Below are 20,077 nucleotides of genomic sequence, written 5' to 3' on the forward strand. Positions count from 1 at the left end.
CCGGCCACGATCACGGTGCCTCGCCCGGGAGCGATGGCGCCGCCGCAGGCATGCGTGGCGGCCTGGTGGAGTTCGCCACCCGCCGCCGCGTCACCATCGCCATGTGCACGGTCACCCTGCTGCTGTTCGGCCTGATCGCACTGGGCAACCTCAAGGTCAACCTGCTGCCCGACCTGAGCTATCCGACGCTGACCGTGCGCACCGAGTACACCGGTGCGGCGCCGACGGAAATGGAAACCCTGATCACCCAGCCGGTCGAAGAAGCCGTGGGCGTGGTCAAGAACCTGCGCAAGCTGAAGTCGGTCTCGCGCACCGGCCAGAGTGATGTGGTGCTCGAGTTCGCCTGGGGCACCAACATGGACCAGGCCAGCCTGGAAGTGCGCGACAAGATGGAAGCGCTGAACCTGCCCCTGGAAGCCAAGGCGCCGGTGCTGCTGCGCTTCAATCCCTCCACCGAGCCGATCATGCGCCTGGTGCTGTCGACCAAGGCCGCGCCTGCGACCGACGAAGAAGCGATCCGTGAACTGACCGGCCTGCGTCGCTATGCCGACGAAGACCTGAAGAAGAAGCTGGAGCCGGTTACCGGCGTGGCGGCGGTGAAGGTTGGTGGTGGCCTGGAAGACGAGATCCAGGTCGACATCGACCAGCAGAAACTGGCCCAGCTCAACCTGCCGATCGACACCGTCATCAAGCGGTTGAAGGAAGAGAACATCAACATTTCCGGCGGCCGCCTGGAGGAGGGCTCGCAGCGCTTCCTGGTGCGCACCGTCAACCAGTTCGCCGATCTGGAAGAAATCCGCAACCTGCTGGTCACCACCCAGTCCGCCAACGGCAGCGCGGCCGACTCGGCGCTGCAGCAGATGTTCAACATCGCTGCCTCCACGGGCTCGGCTGCAGCCGTCGCCGCCGCTTCCGCTGCACAGAGCGCTTCCTCTGGCGGCGCCTCCAGCGTGGTCGCCAACGGCGTGCCGGTGCGCCTGAAGGACGTGGCCACCGTGCGCCAGGGCTACAAGGAACGCGAAGCGGTCATCCGACTGGGCGGCAAGGAGTCGGTCGAACTGGCGATCTACAAGGAAGGCGACGCCAATACCGTGGCCACCGCCGAAGCGCTGCGCAAGCGTCTGGAGCAGATCAAGGCAACGTTCCCGGCCGATGCCGAACTGACCACGATCGAAGACCAGTCGCGCTTCATCGAGCACGCCATCGCTGACGTCAAGAAGGACGCGGTGATCGGCGGCCTGCTGGCGATCCTCATCATCTTCCTGTTCCTGCGCGACGGCTGGAGCACGTTCGTGATCAGCCTGTCGTTGCCGGTCTCGATCATCGCCACGTTCTTCTTCATGGGCCAGCTTGGCCTGAGCTTGAACGTGATGTCGCTGGGCGGCCTGGCACTGGCCACCGGCCTGGTGGTGGATGACTCCATCGTGGTGCTGGAGAGCATCGCCAAGGCGCGCGAACGCGGCCTGGGCATCCTGCAGGCGGCGATCACCGGTACCCGCGAAGTGAGCATGGCCGTGGTCGCCTCGACCCTGACCACCATCGCGGTGTTCCTGCCGCTGGTGTTCGTCGACGGCATCGCCGGCCAGCTGTTCCGCGACCAAGCGTTGACCGTGGCCATCGCCATCGCGATTTCGCTGCTGGTGTCGATGACCCTGATTCCGATGCTGAGCTCGCTGAAGGGTCGGCCGCCGCTGGCCTTCCCGGAAGAAGCCGCAGCCGAGCCGTGGCAGCCGCAGAGCCGCTGGCAGAAGCCGGTCGCACTCGGCCGTCGTGGTGTGGTGGCGACGATGCGCTGGAGTTTCTACGCGCTGGCATGGCTGGTGGTGCGCCTCTGCCGTGGCGTGGCTGCAGTGGTCGGCCCGGTGATGCGCAAGGCCAGCGACATCGCCATGAAGCCGTACGCCGGTGCCGAACGTGGCTACCTGCGGCTGCTGCCGGGTGCGTTGGCCCATCCCGGCAAGGTGCTGGGGCTGGCCGCACTGGCATTCGTCGGCACGATGGCGCTGGTGCCGATGCTCGGCGCCGACCTGATCCCGCAGCTGGCGCAGGACCGTTTCGAAATGACGGTCAAGCTGCCGGCCGGCACGCCGCTGAAGCAGACCGATGCGCTGGTGCGTGAGCTGCAGTTGGCGCATGGCAAGGGCGAAGGCGTGGCATCGCTGTACGGTGTCAGCGGCAGCGGTACCCGCCTGGATGCCAGCCCGACCGAGAGTGGCGAGAACATCGGCAAGCTGACCATCGTGATGGAAGGCGGCGGCAACCCGCAGACCGAAGCGGAGATCACCGAGCGCCTGCGCGACACCATGGGCCAGCACCCGGGTGCGCAGGTCGACTTCGCGCGGCCGGCATTGTTCAGCTTCTCCACGCCGCTGGAAATCGAACTGCGTGGGCAGGACATGGCGACCCTGGAAGTGGCAGGCCAGCGCCTGGCGGCGCTGCTGCGCGGCAATGCGCACTACGCCGACGTCAAATCCACCGTGGAAGAGGGCTTCCCGGAAATCCAGATCCGCTTCGACCAGGAGCGAGCCGGTGCACTGGGCCTGACCACGCGGCAGATCGCCGATGTGGTGGTGAAGAAGGTGCGCGGCGATGTCGCCACCCGCTACAGCTTCCGCGACCGCAAGATCGACGTGCTGGTGCGCGCGCAGGAAACCGATCGTGCCAGCGTGGAGAGCATCCGCCGGTTGATCGTCAATCCGGGCAGCACCCGTCCGGTCACCCTGGATGCGGTTGCCGACGTGGTGGCCACCACCGGCCCCAGCGAGATCCATCGTGCCGACCAGACCCGGGTGGCCGTGGTCTCGGCCAACCTGCGCGACATCGACCTGGGCGCGGCCATGCGCGAAGTACAGCAGATGGTGTCCGAACAGCCGCTGGGCGCTGGCGTGGGCCTGCACATCGGCGGCCAGGGCGAGGAACTGGCACAGGCGGCGAAGTCGCTGATCTTCGCCTTCGGCCTGGCGATCTTCCTGGTCTACCTGGTGATGGCCTCGCAGTTCGAATCGCTGCTGCATCCGTTCGTGATCCTGTTCACCATCCCGCTGGCGCTGGTCGGCGCGATCCTGGCGCTGATGCTGACCGGCAAGCCGATCTCGGTGGTGGTGTTCATCGGCCTGATCCTGCTGGTCGGCCTGGTCACCAAGAACGCGATCATCCTGATCGACAAGGTCAACCAGCTGCGCGAGGCCGGCGTTGCCAAGCACGAGGCACTGGTGGAAGGTGCGCGTTCGCGCCTGCGGCCGATCATCATGACCACCCTGTGCACGCTGTTCGGCTTCCTGCCGCTGGCGGTGGCGATGGGCGAGGGCGCCGAAGTGCGCGCACCGATGGCGATCACCGTGATCGGTGGCCTGCTGGTGTCGACCCTGTTGACACTGCTGGTGATCCCGGTGGTGTACGACCTGATGGACCGCCGCGGCGATGCCTACTACCGCGAACGCGGTCGCAAGCATGCCGGTGAGGGCCTGCACGGTGCCGAGGGCAGTGCGTCGGGTGCGGAGGAACCGGCATGAGCGTTGCCGAGTTCTCCATCCGCCGCCCGGTCACCACCATCATGTGTTTCGTGTCGCTGGTGGTGGTCGGCCTGATCGCCTCGTTCCGGCTGCCACTGGAAGCGCTGCCGGACATCTCCGCACCGTTCCTGTTCGTGCAGATTCCCTATACCGGCTCCACCCCGGAAGAAGTCGAGCGGACCATCATCCGGCCGGTGGAGGAGTCGCTGGCGACGATGACCGGCATCAAGCGCATGCGGTCGTCGGCGACCTCCGAAGCTGCGTCGATCTTCATCGAGTTCAGCGACTGGGATCGTGATATCGCCATCGCCGCTTCAGATGCGCGCGAGCGCATCGACGCGATCCGCAGCGACCTGCCTGACGATGTGCAGCGCTACAACGTGTTCAAGTGGTCCAGCAGCGACCAGCCGGTGCTGAAAGTGCGCCTGGCCAGTACCACCGACCTGACCACCGCCTATGACATGCTCGACCGCGAATTCAAGCGGCGTATCGAGCGGATTCCGGGCGTGGCCCGGGTCGAGATTACCGGCGCGCCACCGAACGAGGTGGAGATCGCGATCGATCCGAACCGCCTGAACGCCCACGGCCTGAGCATCAACGAGCTGAGCGATCGCCTGCGCACGCTGAACTTCTCGATCTCGGCCGGGCAGATCGACGACAACGGCCAGCGCGTGCGCGTGCAGCCGGTGGGCGAGATCACCGACCTGCAGGAAATGCGTGACCTGGTGATCAATGCCAAGGGGCTGCGCCTGGGCGACATTGCCGATGTGCGGCTGAAGCCGGCGCGGATGAGCTATGGCCGCCGCCTGGATGGTAATCCTGCCGTCGGCCTGGACATCTACAAGGAACGCAGCGCCAACCTGGTGGACGTCTCGCGCGGCGCGCTTGCCGAGGTTGAGGCGATCCGCGCGCAGGCATCGATGCGCGACGTGCAGATCAAGGTGATCGACAACCAGGGCAAGGCGGTGACCTCGTCCCTGCTGGAGCTGGCCGAGGCCGGCGGCGTCGGCCTGATCCTGTCGGTGACGGTGCTGTTCTTCTTCCTGCGCCACTGGCCGTCCACGTTGATGGTGACCCTGGCCATTCCGATCTGCTTCACCATCACCCTGGGCTTCATGTATTTCGCCGGCGTCACGCTCAACATCCTGACCATGATGGGCCTGCTGCTGGCCGTGGGCATGCTGGTCGACAATGCCGTGGTGGTGGTCGAGAGCATCTACCAGGAACGTGAGCGGCTGCCGGACCAGCCACGCCTGGCCTCGATCATCGGCACCCGCAACGTTGCCATCGCGCTCAGCGCCGGCACCTTGTGCCACTGCATCGTGTTCGTGCCCAACCTGTTTGGTGAAACCAACAACATCAGCATCTTCATGGCGCAGATCGCGATCACCATCTCGGTCTCGCTGCTGGCCTCCTGGCTGGTGGCGGTCAGCCTGATCCCGATGCTGTCCGCACGCATGGCCACGCCGAAGCTGGTGCACTCGCAGACCGGCGTGATCGCGCGCCTGCAGCGCCGCTACGCGCAGCTGCTGGACTGGTCACTGCGCCATCGCGGCTGGAGCCTGCTGGGCATCCTGCTGGTGGTGCTGGTCAGCCTGGTGCCGATGAAGCTGACCAAGATCGACATGTTCGGTGGCGACGGCGGCAAGGACATCTTCATCGGCTACATGTGGAAGGGCGCCTACACCTACCGGCAGATGTCCGAGGAAGTGGCCCGTGTCGAAGGCTGGATCGAGCAGAACCGCGAGCGCCTGCACGTGCAGCAGGTCTATTCCTGGTACAGCGAACAGGAAGGCAGTTCCACCGTGGTCACCCTGGACGAGAAGTATGCCAAGGACATCAAGGCGCTGCAGGAAGAACTGCGCAAAGGGCTGCCGAAATCCGCGCGTACCGACTACTTCGTCGGCAACCAGGGCGGTGATGGCGGCGGTGGCGGCAACCAGGGCGTGCAGGTGCAGCTGGTTGGCGACTCCAGCGCGATGCTGCAGGAGATCGGCCAGGAAGTGCTGCCGCTGCTGGCACAGCGCGCCGAGCTGCGCGATGTGCGCATCGACAACGGCGAGAAGGGCGGCGAGCTGAAAGTGCACGTCGACCGTGAGCGTGCAGCGGCGTTCGGATTCAATGCCGAGCAGGTTGCCAGTTTCGTTGGCCTGGCGCTGCGTGGTGCGCCGATGCGCGAGTTCCGTCGTGGCGACAACGAAGTGCCGGTATGGGTGCGCTTCGCCGGTGCCGAACAGAGCAGCCCTGAAGACCTGGCCGGTTTCAGCGTGCGCACCGGCGATGGCCGCAGCGTACCGCTGTTGAGCCTGGTCAGTGTCGACGTGGGTTCCTCGGCGACCCAGATCGGCCGCACCAACCGCCAGACCACGTTGACCATCAAGGCCAATCTGGCCGAGAAGATCACCGCGCCGGACGGCCGCAAGGCCATGGAAGCCGTGCTCAAGCCGATGAACTTCCCGGCCGGCTACGGCTTCACCTTCGACGGCGGCGACTACGGCGATGACAACGAGGCGATGCAGCAGATGGTGTTCAACCTGCTGATCGCGCTGGTGATGATCTACGTGGTGATGGCCGCAGTGTTCGAATCGCTGCTGTTCCCGGCGGCGATCATGAGCGGCGTGCTGTTCTCGATCTTCGGCGTGTTCTGGCTGTTCTGGATCACCGGCACCTCGTTCGGGATCATGTCCTTCATCGGCATCCTGGTGCTGATGGGCGTGGTGGTGAACAACGGCATCGTGATGATCGAGCACATCAACAATCTGCGCCGGGGCGGGATGGGCCGTACCCAGGCGCTGGTGGAGGGCTCACGCGAGCGTCTGCGCCCGATCATGATGACCATGGGCACGGCGATCCTGGCGATGGTGCCGATCTCGCTGACCGATACACAGATGTTCGGCAACGGGCCGGAGTACTCGCCGATGGCGCGTGCGATTGCCGGTGGCCTGGCGTTCTCTACCGTGGTCAGCCTGCTGTTCCTGCCGACGATCTACGCGGTGCTTGATGATCTGCGCAATGCAGTGGTGCGGCTGATCCAGCGCGCTCGCGGCCGCGAGGTCGTGGCGGGAACCCCGGTGTAGGTGTAGCGGTCGAGCTTGCTCGACCGTAGGGGCAGAAACGTGTTGTGGTGGGGGGAGACCGGTCGTAGTGGGGCGGTCTCCCCTTTTTTTTTGCCGGGCATGGCCCGGCGCTACCATCGCCGTGGATGTAAATGACGTGCCAACCAAAGTTGGCACCTACCGGTAGCGCCGGGCCATGCCCGGCGGGGTAGCGATCAGCTCGCCACCTTGCTCCAGACCTTGCCCGCGGTCAGCCACAGGCCCAGCATGCTGCCCAGGTTGGTCAGCATGAAGGTCAGCACCACGCGGGTGACACGGTTGCGGTACCAGCCCTTCAACGACTGTGCATCGTCACGCAGCTTGAGGAAATCCTCGTAGGTCGGCTTGCGCAGGCGCGCTTCCACCAGTGCCGCGAATGCGCCGGTGGGGATGCTCAGGCGGAACGGCTTGAACGGCGCCACCACGATCGCGGTGAGGATGCTCAGCGGGTGGCTGCCGGCCACCAGGCAGCCCAGGCCAGCCAGGCCGCCGGTATACATCGCCCAGGTCGCCAGCAGTTCGGTGCCCACGCCCAGTCCACCACGATAGAAGCCGACACCGATGCCGGTGGCCACGATGGCGAGGATCGCCAGGGTGAACCACGGGATGTTGCGCTTCTTCGGCACCGCTTCCAGCTGTTCGCGCAACGGCGCAGGCGCCTCGGTATCGGTTTCCAGGTAACGCGCCAGGCCGGCCAGATGGCCGGCGCCGACCACCGCCAGCACTTCGCGCTGCTGCGGATCATGCGCTTCGCGCAGGCGCGTGGCCATGTAGCGGTCACGCTCGCCGATGATGGTTTCGTACAACGCCGGGTTCTCGCTGGCGAACTCGCCGAAGCTCGATTCCAGCATGTCGCCCTGCTTCAGCTTCTCGATCTCGTCTTCGCCGACATCCTCGGACGAGAACAGGCCGGCGCCAAGCCCGGCCACCAGCTTCAGCTTGCCGAAGAAGCCCAGTCGCTGCGAAGCACGGCGGAATGTCAGACCGACTTCGCGGTCGATCAGGTGCACCGGCAGGTTGCGCTCGCGCGCCAGGTCCACCGCACGCTTGAGTTCGGCGCCCGGCTCGATGCCGAGCTGTTCGGCCAGTCGGCGCTGGTAGGCCGACAACGCGAGGTTGGCCGCGAACAACGCGACGCGGCCCTTGCGGATCACTTCCACCAGGTCCAGTTTGGCCAGCGTGTCCGGGTCGCTCAGCGCCTGCAGGCGCTGCGGGTCCAGCTCGACGGCCACCGCATCGAATCGTCCGCTGTCGATGGCTTTCTCCACCGCCTCGACGCTGGCATGGGAGACGTGGGCAGTGCCCAGCAGGGTGTAGCGCACGCCATCGCGCTCGACGACGCGCACTGGCTGGCCGGCGAACAGATCATCGCCGGTTTCGGGAAGGGTTTCGGTCATGGAATCATTCATTGGAAGGAGCGGAATCGGCGCCATCGCCGAGCGCGCGCTGCATCTGTACGGTGTCCAGCCAGCGGCCGTGCTTGCGGCCGAGGCCACGGAACACGCCCACCAGCTGGAAACCGAAGCGTTCGTGCAGCTTGATGGAGGCCGCGTTGGTCGGCTCGCCGATCACCGCCACCATCTGTCGATGACCGCGCGCGGTGCACGCATCGATCAGTGCCTGCAGCAGGCTGGTGCCGACGCCACGGCCCTGGAAACGGGCATCGACGTAGACCGAGTTCTCAACGGTCCACTGGTAGGCGATACGCGTGCGGTAGGTATTGGCATACGCATAGCCGGCAACCTGGCCGTCGACCTCGGCCACCAGGTAGGGGAAGCCGCGGTCGATGATGTCGCGCATGCGGCGCAGCATCTCGGCCTGGTCAGGGATCTCGTACTCGTAGGTATTGACGAAGTCGGTCACTTCCACCGCGTAGATCGCGGTGATCGCAGCGATGTCGGCAGGGCCGGCATCACGGATGAGTACGGCCATGCGCGGACTCCGGGTCAGTCGATGTAGCGCTTGAGCAGATCGCCGTAGGCGTCGATGCGACGATCGCGCAGGAACGGCCAGATGCGGCGCACGTGTTCGCTGCGCTGCAGGTCGACCTCGCACATCAGGATGGTCGCTTCGGTGCCGGCTTCGGCCAGGAACTCGCCCTGCGGGCCCAGCACGTGGCTGTTGCCCCAGAACTGGATGCCCGAGGCGCCCAGCGGCGAAGCCTCGTGGCCGACGCGGTTGCAGCTGAGCACCGGCACGCCGTTGGCTACGGCATGGCCACGGTGGCTCAGTACCCAGGCGTCGCGCTGGCGGGTCTTCTCGTCCTGTACATCGTCCGGGTCCCAGCCGATCGCGGTGGGGTACAGCAGCAGCTCAGCACCGGCCAACGCCATCAGGCGCGCTGCTTCCGGGTACCACTGGTCCCAGCACACCAGCACGCCGAGGCGGCCGACCGAGGTGTCGATCGGCTTGAAGCCGATATCGCCCGGGGTGAAGTAGAACTTCTCGTAGAAGCCCGGGTCATCGGGAATGTGCATCTTGCGGTACTTGCCCAGCAAGGTGCCGTCCTTCTCGAAGACCACGGCGGTGTTGTGGTACAGGCCGGCAGCGCGGCGCTCGAACAGCGAGCCGACCAGCACCACGCCATGCTTCTTGGCCAGCGCGCCCAGGCGCTCGGTGCTCGGGCCCGGAATCGGCTCGGCCAGGTCGAATTCATCGACCGATTCGTGCTGGCAGAAGTAGGGACCGTTGTGCAGTTCCTGCAGCAGCACCAGCTTCGCGCCCTGTGCCGCGGCGTCGGCAACACGCGCTTCGATCACCGCCAGGTTGGCGGCGGCATCACCGTGGTTGCGCTCCTGGATCAGGGCGACGGTAAGGGGGCTGCGCGAGTTCATGCGGGGCGATCCTGCGGGGGAAAACCCGCATGTTAACGCGGATGCGCCACGACAGCGTGTTGGCTGCTGAATGGTGCACGCAACCGGTAGCGCCGGGCCATGCCCGGCGGATTTTCCAGATGCCGCCGCGCTCGCCGGGCATGGCCCGGCGCTACCACGTGGTTTATGCCTTCAACAGCCCAGCCGGCAGCTGCATGGTGATGCAGTGCAGGCTGCCGTTCTGCCAGATCAGCGAGCGGCACGGCACCTGCACGATCTCGCGGCCAGGGTGGGCCTGTGCCAGCACGTCGCGGGCCAGGTCGTCGGCCGGGTCGCCATAGGCCGGCATCAGCACTGCGCCGTTGACGATCAGGTAATTGGCATACGAAGCAGCCAGGCGACGGCCTTCATCGATCACCGGCTGTGCCCACGGCAGCGGGAACAGGCGGTACGGCTTTCCGTCAGCCGTGCGCAGTGCGGCCAGCTCGGCGCCCATCGCCTGCAGCTCGGCGTAATGCGAGTCGCTGGCGTCGTCGCAGGCCTGGTAGACGATGCTGTCGGCCGAGGCGAAGCGTGCGAGGGTGTCGATATGGGCGTCGGTGTCGTCGCCTTCCAGATAGCCATGATCCAGCCACAGCACGCGCTCCTGCTGCAGCCAGTCGGCCAGGTCGGCGCTCAGGCTGTCGCGGTCACGGTCGGGATGGCGCTCGTGCAGGCACTTCCAGGTGGTCAGCAGGGTGCCTTCGCCATCGGTCTCGATGCCGCCGCCCTCCAGCGCGAACGGAATGCTGCGCACCGTCGCGTCGTTGAACACGCCGGCCTGGTCGAGCGCGCCGACCAGCTGGTCATCCAGGGTGGCGTCGAACTTGCCGCCCCAGCCGGTGAAGCGGAAGTCCAGCAGCTGGAAGCTGCCGTCGGCACGGCGCAGGGTGATCGGGCCCGAATCACGCAGCCAGGTGTCGTCGTAGGCGGCGGTGGTGAAGTGGACCTTGTCCATGTCGATGCGGTTGGAGCGCAGCCGCATTTCGGCGTAGGTCTCCACGTCATCGTCGGCCACGCAGATCAGCACCGGCTGGAAGCGGGTGATCGCCGCAACCAGGGCGATGTAGGTCTCTTCCACCTGGCCCAGGCGGTCGGCCCAGTCGGTGTCGGCGGTGGGCCAGGCAATCAGGACGCCGCTCTGGGCTTCCCATTCGGCAGGAAAACGAAGGGTCTGGTTCATGGTCTCGCTACACGCGCCCGCCGGTGGCGGGCATGGGGGTCAACGGATCGGCGGCTTGGGGCCGATTTCGTTCGGATCCGCCTGGTTTGCCACCACGTCGATCACCTTCTGCTTCTCGAAGTAGACGGTGAACTGCGGGTACACCCAGCGGTGGATGGTCGGCCATTGCCGTTTCTGCCCGCCGCGCGGCTGCAGCTGCTCTGCCGGCGCGCCGAACTGCGACTGCACCTGCTGCATGCTCTGGCCGCGGACGGGCAGGGCGCCGGCCGGCTTTTCGCGGGCGCGGTCGACAAGCAGGGTATCGGCCATCGCCGGGGTGGCGGCAGCCAGGGTGGCCAGTACGGCCAGGGTGCACAGGTAACGCGTCATCTCGATCTACTCCCCAGTGGTCAAGAACAGCGATTACAGCAAAAACGGCAGGAAAAAACCGCATAAACAAAAAACCGCCCGAAGGCGGCTTTTTGCATCGGGTCGGCCCCGCGTGGGGCCAGCCGCGGTCACAAGGACCGTTGGGCTTAGCGCTGACGCGCCTTGAAACGCGGGTTCGACTTGCAGATGACGAAGATCTTGCCACGACGACGCACGACCTTGCAGTCACGGTGACGGGCCTTCGCCGACTTCAGGGAGGACAGAACTTTCATGGCATACCTCGGCGTAAACAGTAGTTGTTCGGGTGGAGCGTGGCCGCGATATGCGAAAGACAATCGGCAGTGGACGCTCGTTCAAGCCCGCCATTCTACCGGGCTTTTCCCCATGGTTTCAAGTGGTTGCACAAAAGGCCCGTTGCGGGGTGTCCGGCAGGGGCTAGAATGCCCCCTTCACACGCGCAAGGACCCCCATGAATCCACTCGTTCCCGTCCTGACCATCGACGGCCCGTCAGGGGCCGGCAAGGGTACCATCAGCCGCATCGTGGCGCGCCGGTTGGGCTGGCACTACCTGGATTCGGGTGCTCTGTACCGCGCGGTCGGCGTGGCGGCCAGCTGGGCCGACATCGACACCTCCGATGCTTCCGCGCTGGTGCGCTGCACCTTTGATACGCATGTCCAGTTCGTCGAGCAGGGCGATGCCATGCGGGTCCTGGTCAATGGCACCGACGCCACCGACGAGCTGCGGCTGGAGACCACCGGGGCGCTGGCGTCGGCGATTGCCGCCATTCCCGAGGTCCGGGCCGCCCTGAAGGAGCGCCAGCGCGCATTCAGGATGGAGCCGGGGCTGGTCGCCGACGGCCGCGACATGGGCACGGTGATCTTCCCGGACGCCCCCTACAAGGTCTTCCTGACCGCCAGTGCCGAGGAGCGCGCCGAGCGCCGGCATAAGCAGTTGAAAGACAAGGGGGTTTCTGTTAACTTTGAAGATCTCCTGCGCGAGATCATGGCCCGCGACGCCCGTGATGCTCAGCGTACCGTGGCGCCCCTGAAGCCGGCAGACGATGCTGTCCTCATCGACACCACAGGCATCGGCATCGAAGATGTCGTTGCCAGAGTGATGGATCTGCTTCCGGTTCCGGCTGCCTGATCCGTTCGCGCGGGAGCTCTGCCAGCAGCATCGGTGGAGGTCGCGCATCTGCAGTGCTGTAAAAGCTCCGTCGCGCAATGATGCGTGGCGGTTTTCCTACTTCCACACACGACCTGCATTTCCGGGGTCGACCAACAGGCGGGCGGTAGCCATTCCCTGAAGGGAAGCCAACCGACCCATGTGTCCAACAGAGTAAATCTAATGACCGAATCATTTGCCGAACTGTTTGAAGCCAGCCAGGCCAACCTGGCCAAGCTGAAGCCGGGCGCCATCGTCAGCGGTACCGTTGTTGAAGTCCGCGGCGACGTCGTGGTGATCAACGCCGGGCTGAAGTCGGAAGGCATCGTGCCGATCGAACAGTTCCGTAACGACGCTGGCGAAATCGATGTTGCCGAAGGCGACATCGTCAAGGTCGCCCTCGACTCGATCGAGAACGGCTTCGGTGAAACCGTCCTGTCGCGCGAGAAGGCCAAGCGCGCGATGGTGTGGGACGAGCTGGAAGAAGCGTTGGAAAAGAACGAAACCATCACCGGTCGCATCAGCGGCAAGGTCAAGGGTGGTTTCACCGTGGACATCAAGGATGTCCGCGCCTTCCTGCCGGGTTCCCTGGTCGATGTGCGCCCCGTGCGCGATCCGGCCTACCTGGAAGGCAAGGAGCTGGAATTCAAGCTCATCAAGCTTGACCGCAAGCGCAACAACGTCGTGGTCTCGCGCCGCGCTGTCGTCGAAAGCGAGCACTCGGAAGAGCGCGAGCAGCTGATGGACAAGCTGCAGGAAGGTGCGATCCTGAAGGGTGTCGTCAAGAACCTGACCGATTACGGCGCATTCGTGGACCTGGGCGGCATCGACGGCCTGCTGCACATCACCGACATGGCATGGAAGCGCGTGCGCCATCCGTCCGAAGTCGTCAATGTCGGCGACGAGCTGGACGTGCGCGTGCTGAAGTTCGACCGCGAGCGCAACCGCGTTTCGCTGGGCCTGAAGCAGCTGGGCGAAGATCCGTGGGATAACATCGCCCGTCGTTATCCGGCCAACAGCCGCGTGTTCGGCAAGGTCTCCAACGTCACCGATTACGGCGCATTCGTCGAAATCGAGCCGGGCGTCGAAGGTCTGGTGCACGTTTCCGAGATGGATTGGACCAACAAGAACGTCAACCCGTCCAAGGTTGTGCAGGTCGGTGACGAAGTTGAAGTCATGGTCCTGGACGTCGACGAGGAGCGTCGCCGCATCTCGCTGGGCATGAAGCAGGTTGCCGCCAATCCGTGGGAAACCTTCGCTGCCACCCACAAGAAGGGTGACAAGGTGTCGGGCCAGATCAAGTCGATCACTGACTTCGGCATCTTCATCGGCCTGGACGGCGGCATCGACGGCCTGGTTCACCTGTCCGACATCAGCTGGGCGACCACTGGCGAAGACATCGTTCGCAACTTCAAGAAGGGCGACAACCTGGACGCAGTCGTCCTGGCCGTCGATCCGGAACGCGAGCGCATTTCGCTGGGCGTCAAGCAGCTGGAGCAGGATCCGTTCGGCCAGTACATGGCGACCAATCCGAAGGGCTCCAAGGTCGAAGGCGTGGTGAAGGAAGTCGACGCCAAGGGCGCGATCATCGAGCTGTCCGACGGCATCGAAGGCTATGTTGCAGCTCGCGACATCGCCAACGAGCGTGTTGACGACGCGACCCAGCACCTGAAGGTCGGCGACAAGGTTGAAGCCAAGTTCGTGGGCATGGATCGCAAGGGTCGTACCCTGCAGCTGTCGATCAAGGCCAAGGACGACGCGGAAATGCGCGAAGTGCTGGAGGAATACCAGTCCTCTTCGGCTTCCAGCGGCACCACCCAGCTGGGCGCGCTGCTGCGTGCACAGCTGAACGGCAACAAGTCCGAGTAATATCGGGCTTACGCTGTTCGTTGTTTCCTGGACGGCCCGGGCACTGCCCGGGCCGTTTCAGGCTGAGATGCCCCTGATGTGAGCCGGTAATGACCAAATCCGAACTGATCGAAATCCTTGCGCGCCGGCAGGCGCACCTGAAGGCCGATGATGTCGATCTGGCGGTCAAGTCATTGCTGGAAATGATGGGGGGCTCACTGTCGGCCGGCGATCGCATCGAGATCCGCGGCTTCGGCAGCTTTTCGCTGCACTACCGTCCGCCGCGCCTGGGTCGCAACCCGAAGACCGGCGAATCGGTTGCCCTGCCGGGCAAGCATGTCCCTCATTTCAAGCCAGGCAAGGAATTGCGGGAGCGGGTCAGCAGTGTGCTGCCGCTGGACGCAGATCCGGCCTGAGCCATCCGTCGCGCGACTTCGTGCGAATCCCACCACGAGTCGGATAAGCTACGGCCTCCTGCCAATGGAGCTGTCGCATGAAAGTTTTTCGTCTGCTGGTCCTGCTGGCGGTTCTGATCCTTGGTCTGATCATCGGTGCGGTCAACATGACGGCCATGTCGATCAACCTGCTGTTTACCCAGTTGAACACGTCCGTCGGCGTGGCGCTGATCGCCGCCCTGCTGATCGGTGTCGTGGTCGGCGCTGGTCTGGTGCTGGTAAGCGTGGTCATTCCGCTCTACAGCCAGCTGCGACGTGCCAACAAGTCGGCGGCTGCGCCGTCGGCGCCGGTGGCCCCCTCCCAATCTTTTGATGGACGTTGATCGAAGATGGAATTCGTTTCCGAGTGGTTCTGGTTCTTCCTCTGTCTTCCGTTGGCGGCTCTGGCCGGCTGGGTGATCGGACGCCGCGGCGGTCAACGCCACGGTGACAACCAGGTCAGCCACCTGTCCAGCACCTATTTCCGTGGCCTGAACTACCTGCTCAACGAGCAGCCGGACAAGGCCATCGAACTGTTCCTGCACATCGCCGAGCTGGACAAGGAAACCTTCGAGACCCAGGTCGCGCTGGGCCATCTGTTCCGTCGCCGTGGTGAAGTGGACCGCGCGATTCGCCTGCACCAAGGCCTGGTCAACCGCCAGGACCTGAGCGACGCGCAGCGCGTGCAGGCCCTGCTGGCACTGGGCGAGGACTACATGAAGTCCGGCCTGCTGGACCGTGCCGAAACCGTGTTCACCGAACTGGCACAGCTGGACCAGCGCGCGCCGCAGGCGCTCAAGCACCTGATCGGCATCTACCAAGCCGAGCGCGACTGGGAAAAGGCGATCGACAACGCCACCCGCTTCGAAGATGTCACCGGCGAGCCGATGGGCAAGCTGATCGGGCAGTTCGAATGCGAGCTCGCCGAGCGCTTCCGTGGTGCGGGCAAGCTGGAAGAGGCGAGGGCGGCCATCGCCCGCGCCTACCAGGCCGATGCAATGTCGGTCCGTGCCGGCATCATCGAGGGCCGCCTGGAAACCGATGCCGGCAATGCCGAGGCCGCCGTGCGCGCCTTCGAGCGTGCCGCCCGCAACGATCCGGAGTACCTGCCGGAAGTGCTGCCGGCGCTGATGGACAACTACCGCAAGGTCGGCGACCTGGGCGGCGCGCGCGCCTTCCTGTCCGAGATGACCGAGCATTACCGCGGCATCGCCCCGGTGCTGGCCCTGACCCGCCTGATGGAAGAGCAGGAGGGGGTTGCGCCTGCGCGCGCCTACCTCGGTCGCCAGCTCAAGGACCGCCCGTCGGTGCGTGGCGAATCGGCCCTGATCGACCTCACCCTGGCCGAGGGCGCAGATTCCACCGCGACCCTGCACGACCTCAAGCACATCACCGACCAGCTGCTGGTGCGCAATCCCGCCTACCGCTGCACACGCTGCGGATTCGGCGCGCGTACCCACCATTGGCAATGCCCCAGCTGCAAGGAATGGGGCACGGTCAAGCCGCTGTTGAATTACGCGGTGCTCTGAACCATGCCGTGGCTTGTGATGGCCGCGCTGCTGGGCCTGGCCCTGCTCAGCGCGGCATTGACCTGGGCGGCGCGCGTGTATGCGCTGCGCAGGCAGCTGCTGGATCAGCCCGGCGAGCGCCGCAGCCATAGTGTCGCCACCCCTCGCGGTGGCGGCATCGCCATCGTGATCAGTCTGCTGGTTGCCGCGGCCGTGGCCGCTTTTTTCTGGCCGGACGCCGCGCCCAGCCTGGCTGTTGCCAGCCTTGGCCTGCTGCTGGTGGCCGGCATTGGCTGGTGGGATGACCATCGGCCGCTGCCAGCCATGCGCCGGCTGCTGGTGCATTTCCTTGCCGCCCTGTTGCTGGCAGGGCTGGTCAAGATGCACGGCGGCAGCTGGCTGTTGAGCCTGCTGGTGCTGTTCTTCACCGCCTCGCTGATCAACATCTGGAACTTCATGGATGGCATCAACGGGATTGCCAGCAGCCAGGCCGTCATCGTTGCGCTGGGCTTTGCCACCGTGCTGCCGTGGCCTTATTCGCTGGTGGCCGTTGTTCTCGGCCTGGCGTGCGTGGGTTTTCTGCCATTCAATTTCCCGCAGGCGCGGATCTTCATGGGTGATGTGGGCAGTGGCGCGCTGGGCTACGCCGTGGCCGTCGTGCTGGCGGTCGCCGCACTGCACACCGACATCAACTGGATCCTGCTGTTGCTGCCGTTGTCTGCATTTCTTGTGGACGCGGGCTTCACGCTGTTGGCGCGCATGCTTTCAGGCCAACGCTGGATGGAACCCCACACCCAGCATGTCTACCAGCGCGCGGTGCAGGCAGGAGCCAGCCATGCCCTGGTGACAGGGATGTACTTTGTTTTGGGCCTGTTCAGTATTACAGTGTTCAATATCTGCACCAATTTGCAGCCGAGGTGGGAGGCTGCCGTAGCGGTCGCGTGGTTTGCCGCGCTGACCCTGCTGTGGCTCCTCCTGCGCAATGGATTGCGCCACCGATAAGGAATTACTCGATCTATGTCTTCACCCTGGCGGGACAGAATCCTCGGCCTGATGCCGCGTACGGCCATCGTCTGCCACGACTTGTTCATGGTATGGGCCTGTTGGCAGCTGTTGCATGCAGGTCGTTACTCGATCCTCGCCGATGCTCCCGCATTGCCGTTGTGGAACGTGGATACGACGCTGGTACTGGCGCTGCAGGGACTGGTGTTCTGGCGTATCGGCCTTTATCGCGGCCTGTGGCGTTTTGCCAGCGTCAGCGACCTGCTGAACATCTTCAAGGCCAGCTTCATCGGCCTGATCGCCATTGTTCTGGTACTGGCCTGGAAGCGCTTCGACGGCGTGCCGATGTCGGTGCTGGTGATCTATCCGTTCGCGCTGTCGGCGCTGCTGGGCGCTCCACGCCTGCTGTACCGGGCGTGGAAGGACTATCAGTCGCTGCAGTCCGACTCCACCGCGCGCCGGGTGCTGATTCTCGGCGCCGGCCAGGCCGCCGAGACCCTGGTGCGCGACCTGCGCCGGTCCGGCAATTTCGAGCCGGTCGGCCTGCTCGATGATGCGCCGCACCTGCGTGGCGCCAAGCTGCAGAGCCTGCCGATCCTGGGGACCCTGGACGACGCACCGGCGGTGGCCCGCGAGACCGCAGCCAAGCTGCTGGTGATCGCCATGCCCTCGCTGGATGCGGTGGGCATGCAGCGCGTGGTGGCCATCTGCGAGAGCACCGGCATTCCGTTCCGGACCGTGCCCAAGCTCAGCGACATCCTGCAGGGGCAGTCGCTGCCGGGCCAGTTGAAGGAAGTAGCGATCGAAGATCTGCTCGGCCGCAAGCCGATCATGCCGGACTGGAACCTCATCCGTGGCTGGTTGGGCGGGCGCACGGTGATGGTGACCGGTGCCGGTGGCTCGATCGGGTCCGAGCTGTGCCGCCAGTGTGCGCGCCATGGTGCCGGTCGTATCGTGCTGCTGGAGATCAGTGAGCTGCTGCTGTTGACCATCGAGGGCGAGCTGCGCCGCAGCTTCCCTGATGTCGAGATTGAAGCGGTGCTCGGTGACTGTGGTGATCCCGCGGTGATCCGCCACGCGCTGTCGCTGCACCCGGTCGACACCGCTTTCCATGCGGCTGCCTACAAGCACGTGCCGGTGCTGGAGCGTCAGCTGCGTGAAGCCGTGCGCAACAACATCCTGGCCACGGAGAACGTGGCCCGCGCCTGCCTGGAAGCCCACGTCGAGCACTTTGTGTTCATCTCGACCGACAAGGCGGTGGACCCGGTCAATGCGCTGGGCGCCAGCAAGCGCTATGCGGAGATGATCTGCCAGAGCCTGGACCAGAAGTCCACGCACACCCGTTTCGTGACCGTGCGTTTCGGCAACGTGCTGGCGTCGGCCGGCAGCGTGGTGCCGCTGTTCCGCGAGCAGATCCTCAAGGGCGGCCCGGTCACGGTGACAGACCCGGAGGTCAGCCGCTATTTCATGACCATTCCCGAGGCGTGCCAGCTGATCCTGCAGGCGGCCGCGTCGGCGTCGCACGGCGCGATCTACACCCTGGACATGGGCGAGCCCGTGCCGATCCGGGTGTTGGCCGAGCAGATGATCCGCTTGGCGGGCAAGCAGCCCTACAAGGAAATTCCGATCATCTATACCGGCCTGCGCCAGGGCGAGAAGCTGCACGAGACGCTGTTCTATTCCGACGAGGACTACCGGCCGACCGCGCACCCGAAGATCCTCGAGGCCGGCGTCCGTTCGTTCTCGCGGGACATCGTGCTGGGCAACGTGCCGAAGCTGCGCGAGGCCATTGCCCGGTACGACATCGATACGATCCAGGAAATCCTGTTTGCGACCATGCCGGAATTCTCGCCAATCGAACAGGATGCTTACATTTCATCCGCTAAGGTTGTGCCCTTTCCGGCACGTGAGGCCAACAGGCACCAATGAGCAAGCGCATTCGCAAGGCGGTATTCCCGGTAGCGGGTCTGGGCACGCGTTTTCTTCCGGCGACCAAGACGGTGCCGAAGGAGATGCTGCCGATCATCGATCGGCCGCTGATCCAGTACGCCGTGGATGAGGCGATCGAAGCAGGCTGTGACACCCTGGTGTTCATCACCAACCGTTACAAGCATGCCGTCGCCGACTATTTCGACAAGGCCTACGAGCTGGAGCAGAAGCTCGAGCGCGCGGGCAAGCACGAGCAGCTCGAATTGATCCGCCATGTGCTGCCGGAAGGCGTGCGCGCGATCTTCGTCACCCAGGCCGAGGCTCTGGGCCTGGGCCATGCGGTGCTGTGCGCCAAGGCGGTCATCGGTGACGAGCCGTTCGCCGTGCTGCTGCCCGACGATCTGATCTGGAACCGCGGCGCGGGTGCGCTGAAGCAGATGGCCGACCTCAACGAGGCCAGTGGTGCCAGCGTCGTCGCCGTGGAGGACGTGCCCCACGACAAGACGGCCAGTTACGGCATCGTCGCCACCGAGGCGTTCGACGGCCGCAAGGGGCGTATCTCGCAGATCGTGGAGAAGCCCAAGCCGGAAGACGCACCGAGTGACCTGGCAGTGGTGGGGCGCTACGTGTTGAGCCCGAAGATTTTCGAGCTGCTCGAGCAGACCCGCACCGGTGCCGGTGGCGAGATCCAGCTGACCGATGCGATCGCCGAACTGCTGAAGACCGACGAGGTCGATGCCTATCGTTTCGAGGGCACCCGTTTCGACTGCGGCACCCACCTGGGGCTGGTCGAGGCGACGATCCGCTTCGCGCTGGACAACCCGAAGCTGGCCGGCCCGGCGCGCGAGAAGCTGGCGGCGATGCTGGCGGAGTAAGGGTTTTCAAGCGCTCCGTTCGCGGCGCCTTGATTGATACGTGATGGGCGGGATGGGTGGGCCTTCGCAGGACACGCTGTAAACCCGTCCATGGGGGCTCGATGGCGCCTTGCTCGTGTGCGCTGTCCTGCGCACACGGCAAGACCGGGGTTGGGCGTCCTGCCCAACCCGCCCGAGGCATGCCTCGGGCCCATGGCGCCAACGGTCCTGCAAAGGCCCACCCATCCCGCCAGCTTGGTTTCCTGCGGGCGCGGACGGGAAGGGCGGAATCAAGAGCAGGGCAGAAACGAAAAAGGCAGCCGATG

Annotated in this window: 15 protein-coding genes and 1 pseudogene; 10 read left to right on the plus strand and 6 right to left on the minus strand. The window is 65.1% G+C overall.

The window, feature by feature from the left end; genetic code table 11:
• Window positions 1-56: 56 nt before the first annotated feature.
• Both M2299_RS10080 and M2299_RS10085 read left to right on the plus strand, forming a co-directional pair.
• Window positions 57-3,512: pseudogene (locus M2299_RS10080) on the plus strand (efflux RND transporter permease subunit); the annotation flags it as partial.
• On the plus strand, window positions 3,509-6,589 hold the full coding sequence (locus M2299_RS10085; protein WP_025875053.1) for an efflux RND transporter permease subunit: 3,081 nt from the start codon (window positions 3,509-3,511) through the stop codon (window positions 6,587-6,589). The pseudogene M2299_RS10080 and the gene M2299_RS10085, both read left to right, overlap by 4 nt.
• 194 nt (window positions 6,590-6,783) lie before the next feature.
• Here the strand turns inward: M2299_RS10085 and M2299_RS10090 are convergent, their stop codons facing one another.
• The 6 genes from M2299_RS10090 to ykgO form a co-directional block, all read right to left on the minus strand.
• Window positions 6,784-8,016: a TraB/GumN family protein gene (locus M2299_RS10090; protein ID WP_032951769.1), complete on the minus strand. Its 1,233-nt coding sequence runs from the start codon at window positions 8,014-8,016 to the stop codon at window positions 6,784-6,786.
• Complete coding sequence (locus tag M2299_RS10095; RefSeq protein ID WP_280884280.1) at window positions 8,009-8,539, minus strand: N-acetyltransferase family protein; 531 nt, start codon at window positions 8,537-8,539, stop codon at window positions 8,009-8,011. The genes M2299_RS10090 and M2299_RS10095 overlap by 8 nt, the downstream gene beginning before the upstream one ends.
• 14 nt (window positions 8,540-8,553) lie before the next feature.
• The gene (locus M2299_RS10100; protein WP_099821258.1) at window positions 8,554-9,441 is read right to left on the minus strand and encodes a carbon-nitrogen hydrolase; all 888 of its coding nucleotides are present in this window, start codon (window positions 9,439-9,441) and stop codon (window positions 8,554-8,556) included.
• Window positions 9,442-9,604: 163 nt separating this feature from the next.
• A complete protein-coding gene (locus M2299_RS10105) occupies window positions 9,605-10,642 on the minus strand; it encodes an agmatine deiminase family protein (protein WP_099842323.1) in 1,038 nt (345 codons plus the stop codon).
• A 39-nt stretch (window positions 10,643-10,681) separates the two neighbouring features.
• Window positions 10,682-10,951 (minus strand): hypothetical protein, encoded by a 270-nt coding sequence (locus M2299_RS10110; RefSeq protein ID WP_223482678.1) that lies wholly within the window; start codon window positions 10,949-10,951, stop codon window positions 10,682-10,684.
• Between the two features lie 206 nt (window positions 10,952-11,157).
• Window positions 11,158-11,283 (minus strand): type B 50S ribosomal protein L36, encoded by a 126-nt coding sequence (gene ykgO, locus M2299_RS10115; protein ID WP_005409283.1) that lies wholly within the window; start codon window positions 11,281-11,283, stop codon window positions 11,158-11,160.
• Between the two features lie 197 nt (window positions 11,284-11,480).
• Here ykgO and cmk point away from each other — a divergent pair, with 197 nt between their 5' ends.
• The 8 genes from cmk to galU all read left to right on the plus strand — a co-directional run bounded on the left by cmk (window position 11,481) and on the right by galU (window position 19,772).
• The gene (gene cmk / locus M2299_RS10120; protein WP_032977572.1) at window positions 11,481-12,158 is read left to right on the plus strand and encodes a (d)CMP kinase; all 678 of its coding nucleotides are present in this window, start codon (window positions 11,481-11,483) and stop codon (window positions 12,156-12,158) included.
• Between the two features lie 201 nt (window positions 12,159-12,359).
• Window positions 12,360-14,045 carry a 30S ribosomal protein S1 gene (gene rpsA / locus M2299_RS10125; protein ID WP_025875032.1) on the plus strand — a complete coding sequence of 562 codons (1,686 nt, stop codon included), beginning with the start codon at window positions 12,360-12,362 and terminating at the stop codon, window positions 14,043-14,045.
• Between the two features lie 89 nt (window positions 14,046-14,134).
• On the plus strand, window positions 14,135-14,440 hold the full coding sequence (locus M2299_RS10130; protein WP_005409286.1) for an integration host factor subunit beta: 306 nt from the start codon (window positions 14,135-14,137) through the stop codon (window positions 14,438-14,440).
• Between the two features lie 77 nt (window positions 14,441-14,517).
• Entirely contained in the window at window positions 14,518-14,802 is a 285-nt protein-coding gene (locus tag M2299_RS10135; RefSeq protein WP_025875021.1) for a lipopolysaccharide assembly protein LapA domain-containing protein, read from the plus strand.
• Between the two features lie 6 nt (window positions 14,803-14,808).
• A complete protein-coding gene (gene lapB, locus M2299_RS10140) occupies window positions 14,809-15,987 on the plus strand; it encodes a lipopolysaccharide assembly protein LapB (RefSeq protein ID WP_049466151.1) in 1,179 nt (392 codons plus the stop codon).
• 3 nt (window positions 15,988-15,990) lie between these two features.
• On the plus strand, window positions 15,991-16,968 hold the full coding sequence (locus tag M2299_RS10145; protein ID WP_100436136.1) for a glycosyltransferase family 4 protein: 978 nt from the start codon (window positions 15,991-15,993) through the stop codon (window positions 16,966-16,968).
• Between the two features lie 15 nt (window positions 16,969-16,983).
• Window positions 16,984-18,897, plus strand: coding sequence for a nucleoside-diphosphate sugar epimerase/dehydratase (locus tag M2299_RS10150; protein ID WP_162292037.1), 1,914 nt, complete (start codon window positions 16,984-16,986; stop codon window positions 18,895-18,897).
• A complete protein-coding gene (gene galU / locus M2299_RS10155) occupies window positions 18,894-19,772 on the plus strand; it encodes a UTP--glucose-1-phosphate uridylyltransferase GalU (protein ID WP_100436137.1) in 879 nt (292 codons plus the stop codon). Before M2299_RS10150 ends, galU begins: the two co-directional genes overlap by 4 nt.
• Window positions 19,773-20,077 lie beyond the last annotated feature (305 nt).

Source organism: Stenotrophomonas sp. 1278, from assembly GCF_029892765.1.
Lineage (GTDB): Bacteria > Pseudomonadota > Gammaproteobacteria > Xanthomonadales > Xanthomonadaceae > Stenotrophomonas > Stenotrophomonas indicatrix.

Bases quoted from the DNA above. Each gene is read 5' to 3' on its own strand.
- M2299_RS10085 (WP_025875053.1), top strand. From the start codon at position 3,509: ATGAGCGTTGCCGAGTTCTCCATCCGCCGCCCGGTCACCACCATCATG.
- M2299_RS10090 (WP_032951769.1), bottom strand. From the start codon at position 8,016: ATGAATGATTCCATGACCGAAACCCTTCCCGAAACCGGCGATGATCTG.
- M2299_RS10095 (WP_280884280.1), bottom strand. From the start codon at position 8,539: ATGGCCGTACTCATCCGTGATGCCGGCCCTGCCGACATCGCTGCGATC.
- M2299_RS10100 (WP_099821258.1), bottom strand. From the start codon at position 9,441: ATGAACTCGCGCAGCCCCCTTACCGTCGCCCTGATCCAGGAGCGCAAC.
- M2299_RS10105 (WP_099842323.1), bottom strand. From the start codon at position 10,642: ATGAACCAGACCCTTCGTTTTCCTGCCGAATGGGAAGCCCAGAGCGGC.
- M2299_RS10110 (WP_223482678.1), bottom strand. From the start codon at position 10,951: ATGGCCGATACCCTGCTTGTCGACCGCGCCCGCGAAAAGCCGGCCGGC.
- ykgO (WP_005409283.1), bottom strand. From the start codon at position 11,283: ATGAAAGTTCTGTCCTCCCTGAAGTCGGCGAAGGCCCGTCACCGTGAC.
- cmk (WP_032977572.1), top strand. From the start codon at position 11,481: ATGAATCCACTCGTTCCCGTCCTGACCATCGACGGCCCGTCAGGGGCC.
- rpsA (WP_025875032.1), top strand. From the start codon at position 12,360: ATGACCGAATCATTTGCCGAACTGTTTGAAGCCAGCCAGGCCAACCTG.
- M2299_RS10130 (WP_005409286.1), top strand. From the start codon at position 14,135: ATGACCAAATCCGAACTGATCGAAATCCTTGCGCGCCGGCAGGCGCAC.
- M2299_RS10135 (WP_025875021.1), top strand. From the start codon at position 14,518: ATGAAAGTTTTTCGTCTGCTGGTCCTGCTGGCGGTTCTGATCCTTGGT.
- lapB (WP_049466151.1), top strand. From the start codon at position 14,809: ATGGAATTCGTTTCCGAGTGGTTCTGGTTCTTCCTCTGTCTTCCGTTG.
- M2299_RS10145 (WP_100436136.1), top strand. From the start codon at position 15,991: ATGCCGTGGCTTGTGATGGCCGCGCTGCTGGGCCTGGCCCTGCTCAGC.
- M2299_RS10150 (WP_162292037.1), top strand. From the start codon at position 16,984: ATGTCTTCACCCTGGCGGGACAGAATCCTCGGCCTGATGCCGCGTACG.
- galU (WP_100436137.1), top strand. From the start codon at position 18,894: ATGAGCAAGCGCATTCGCAAGGCGGTATTCCCGGTAGCGGGTCTGGGC.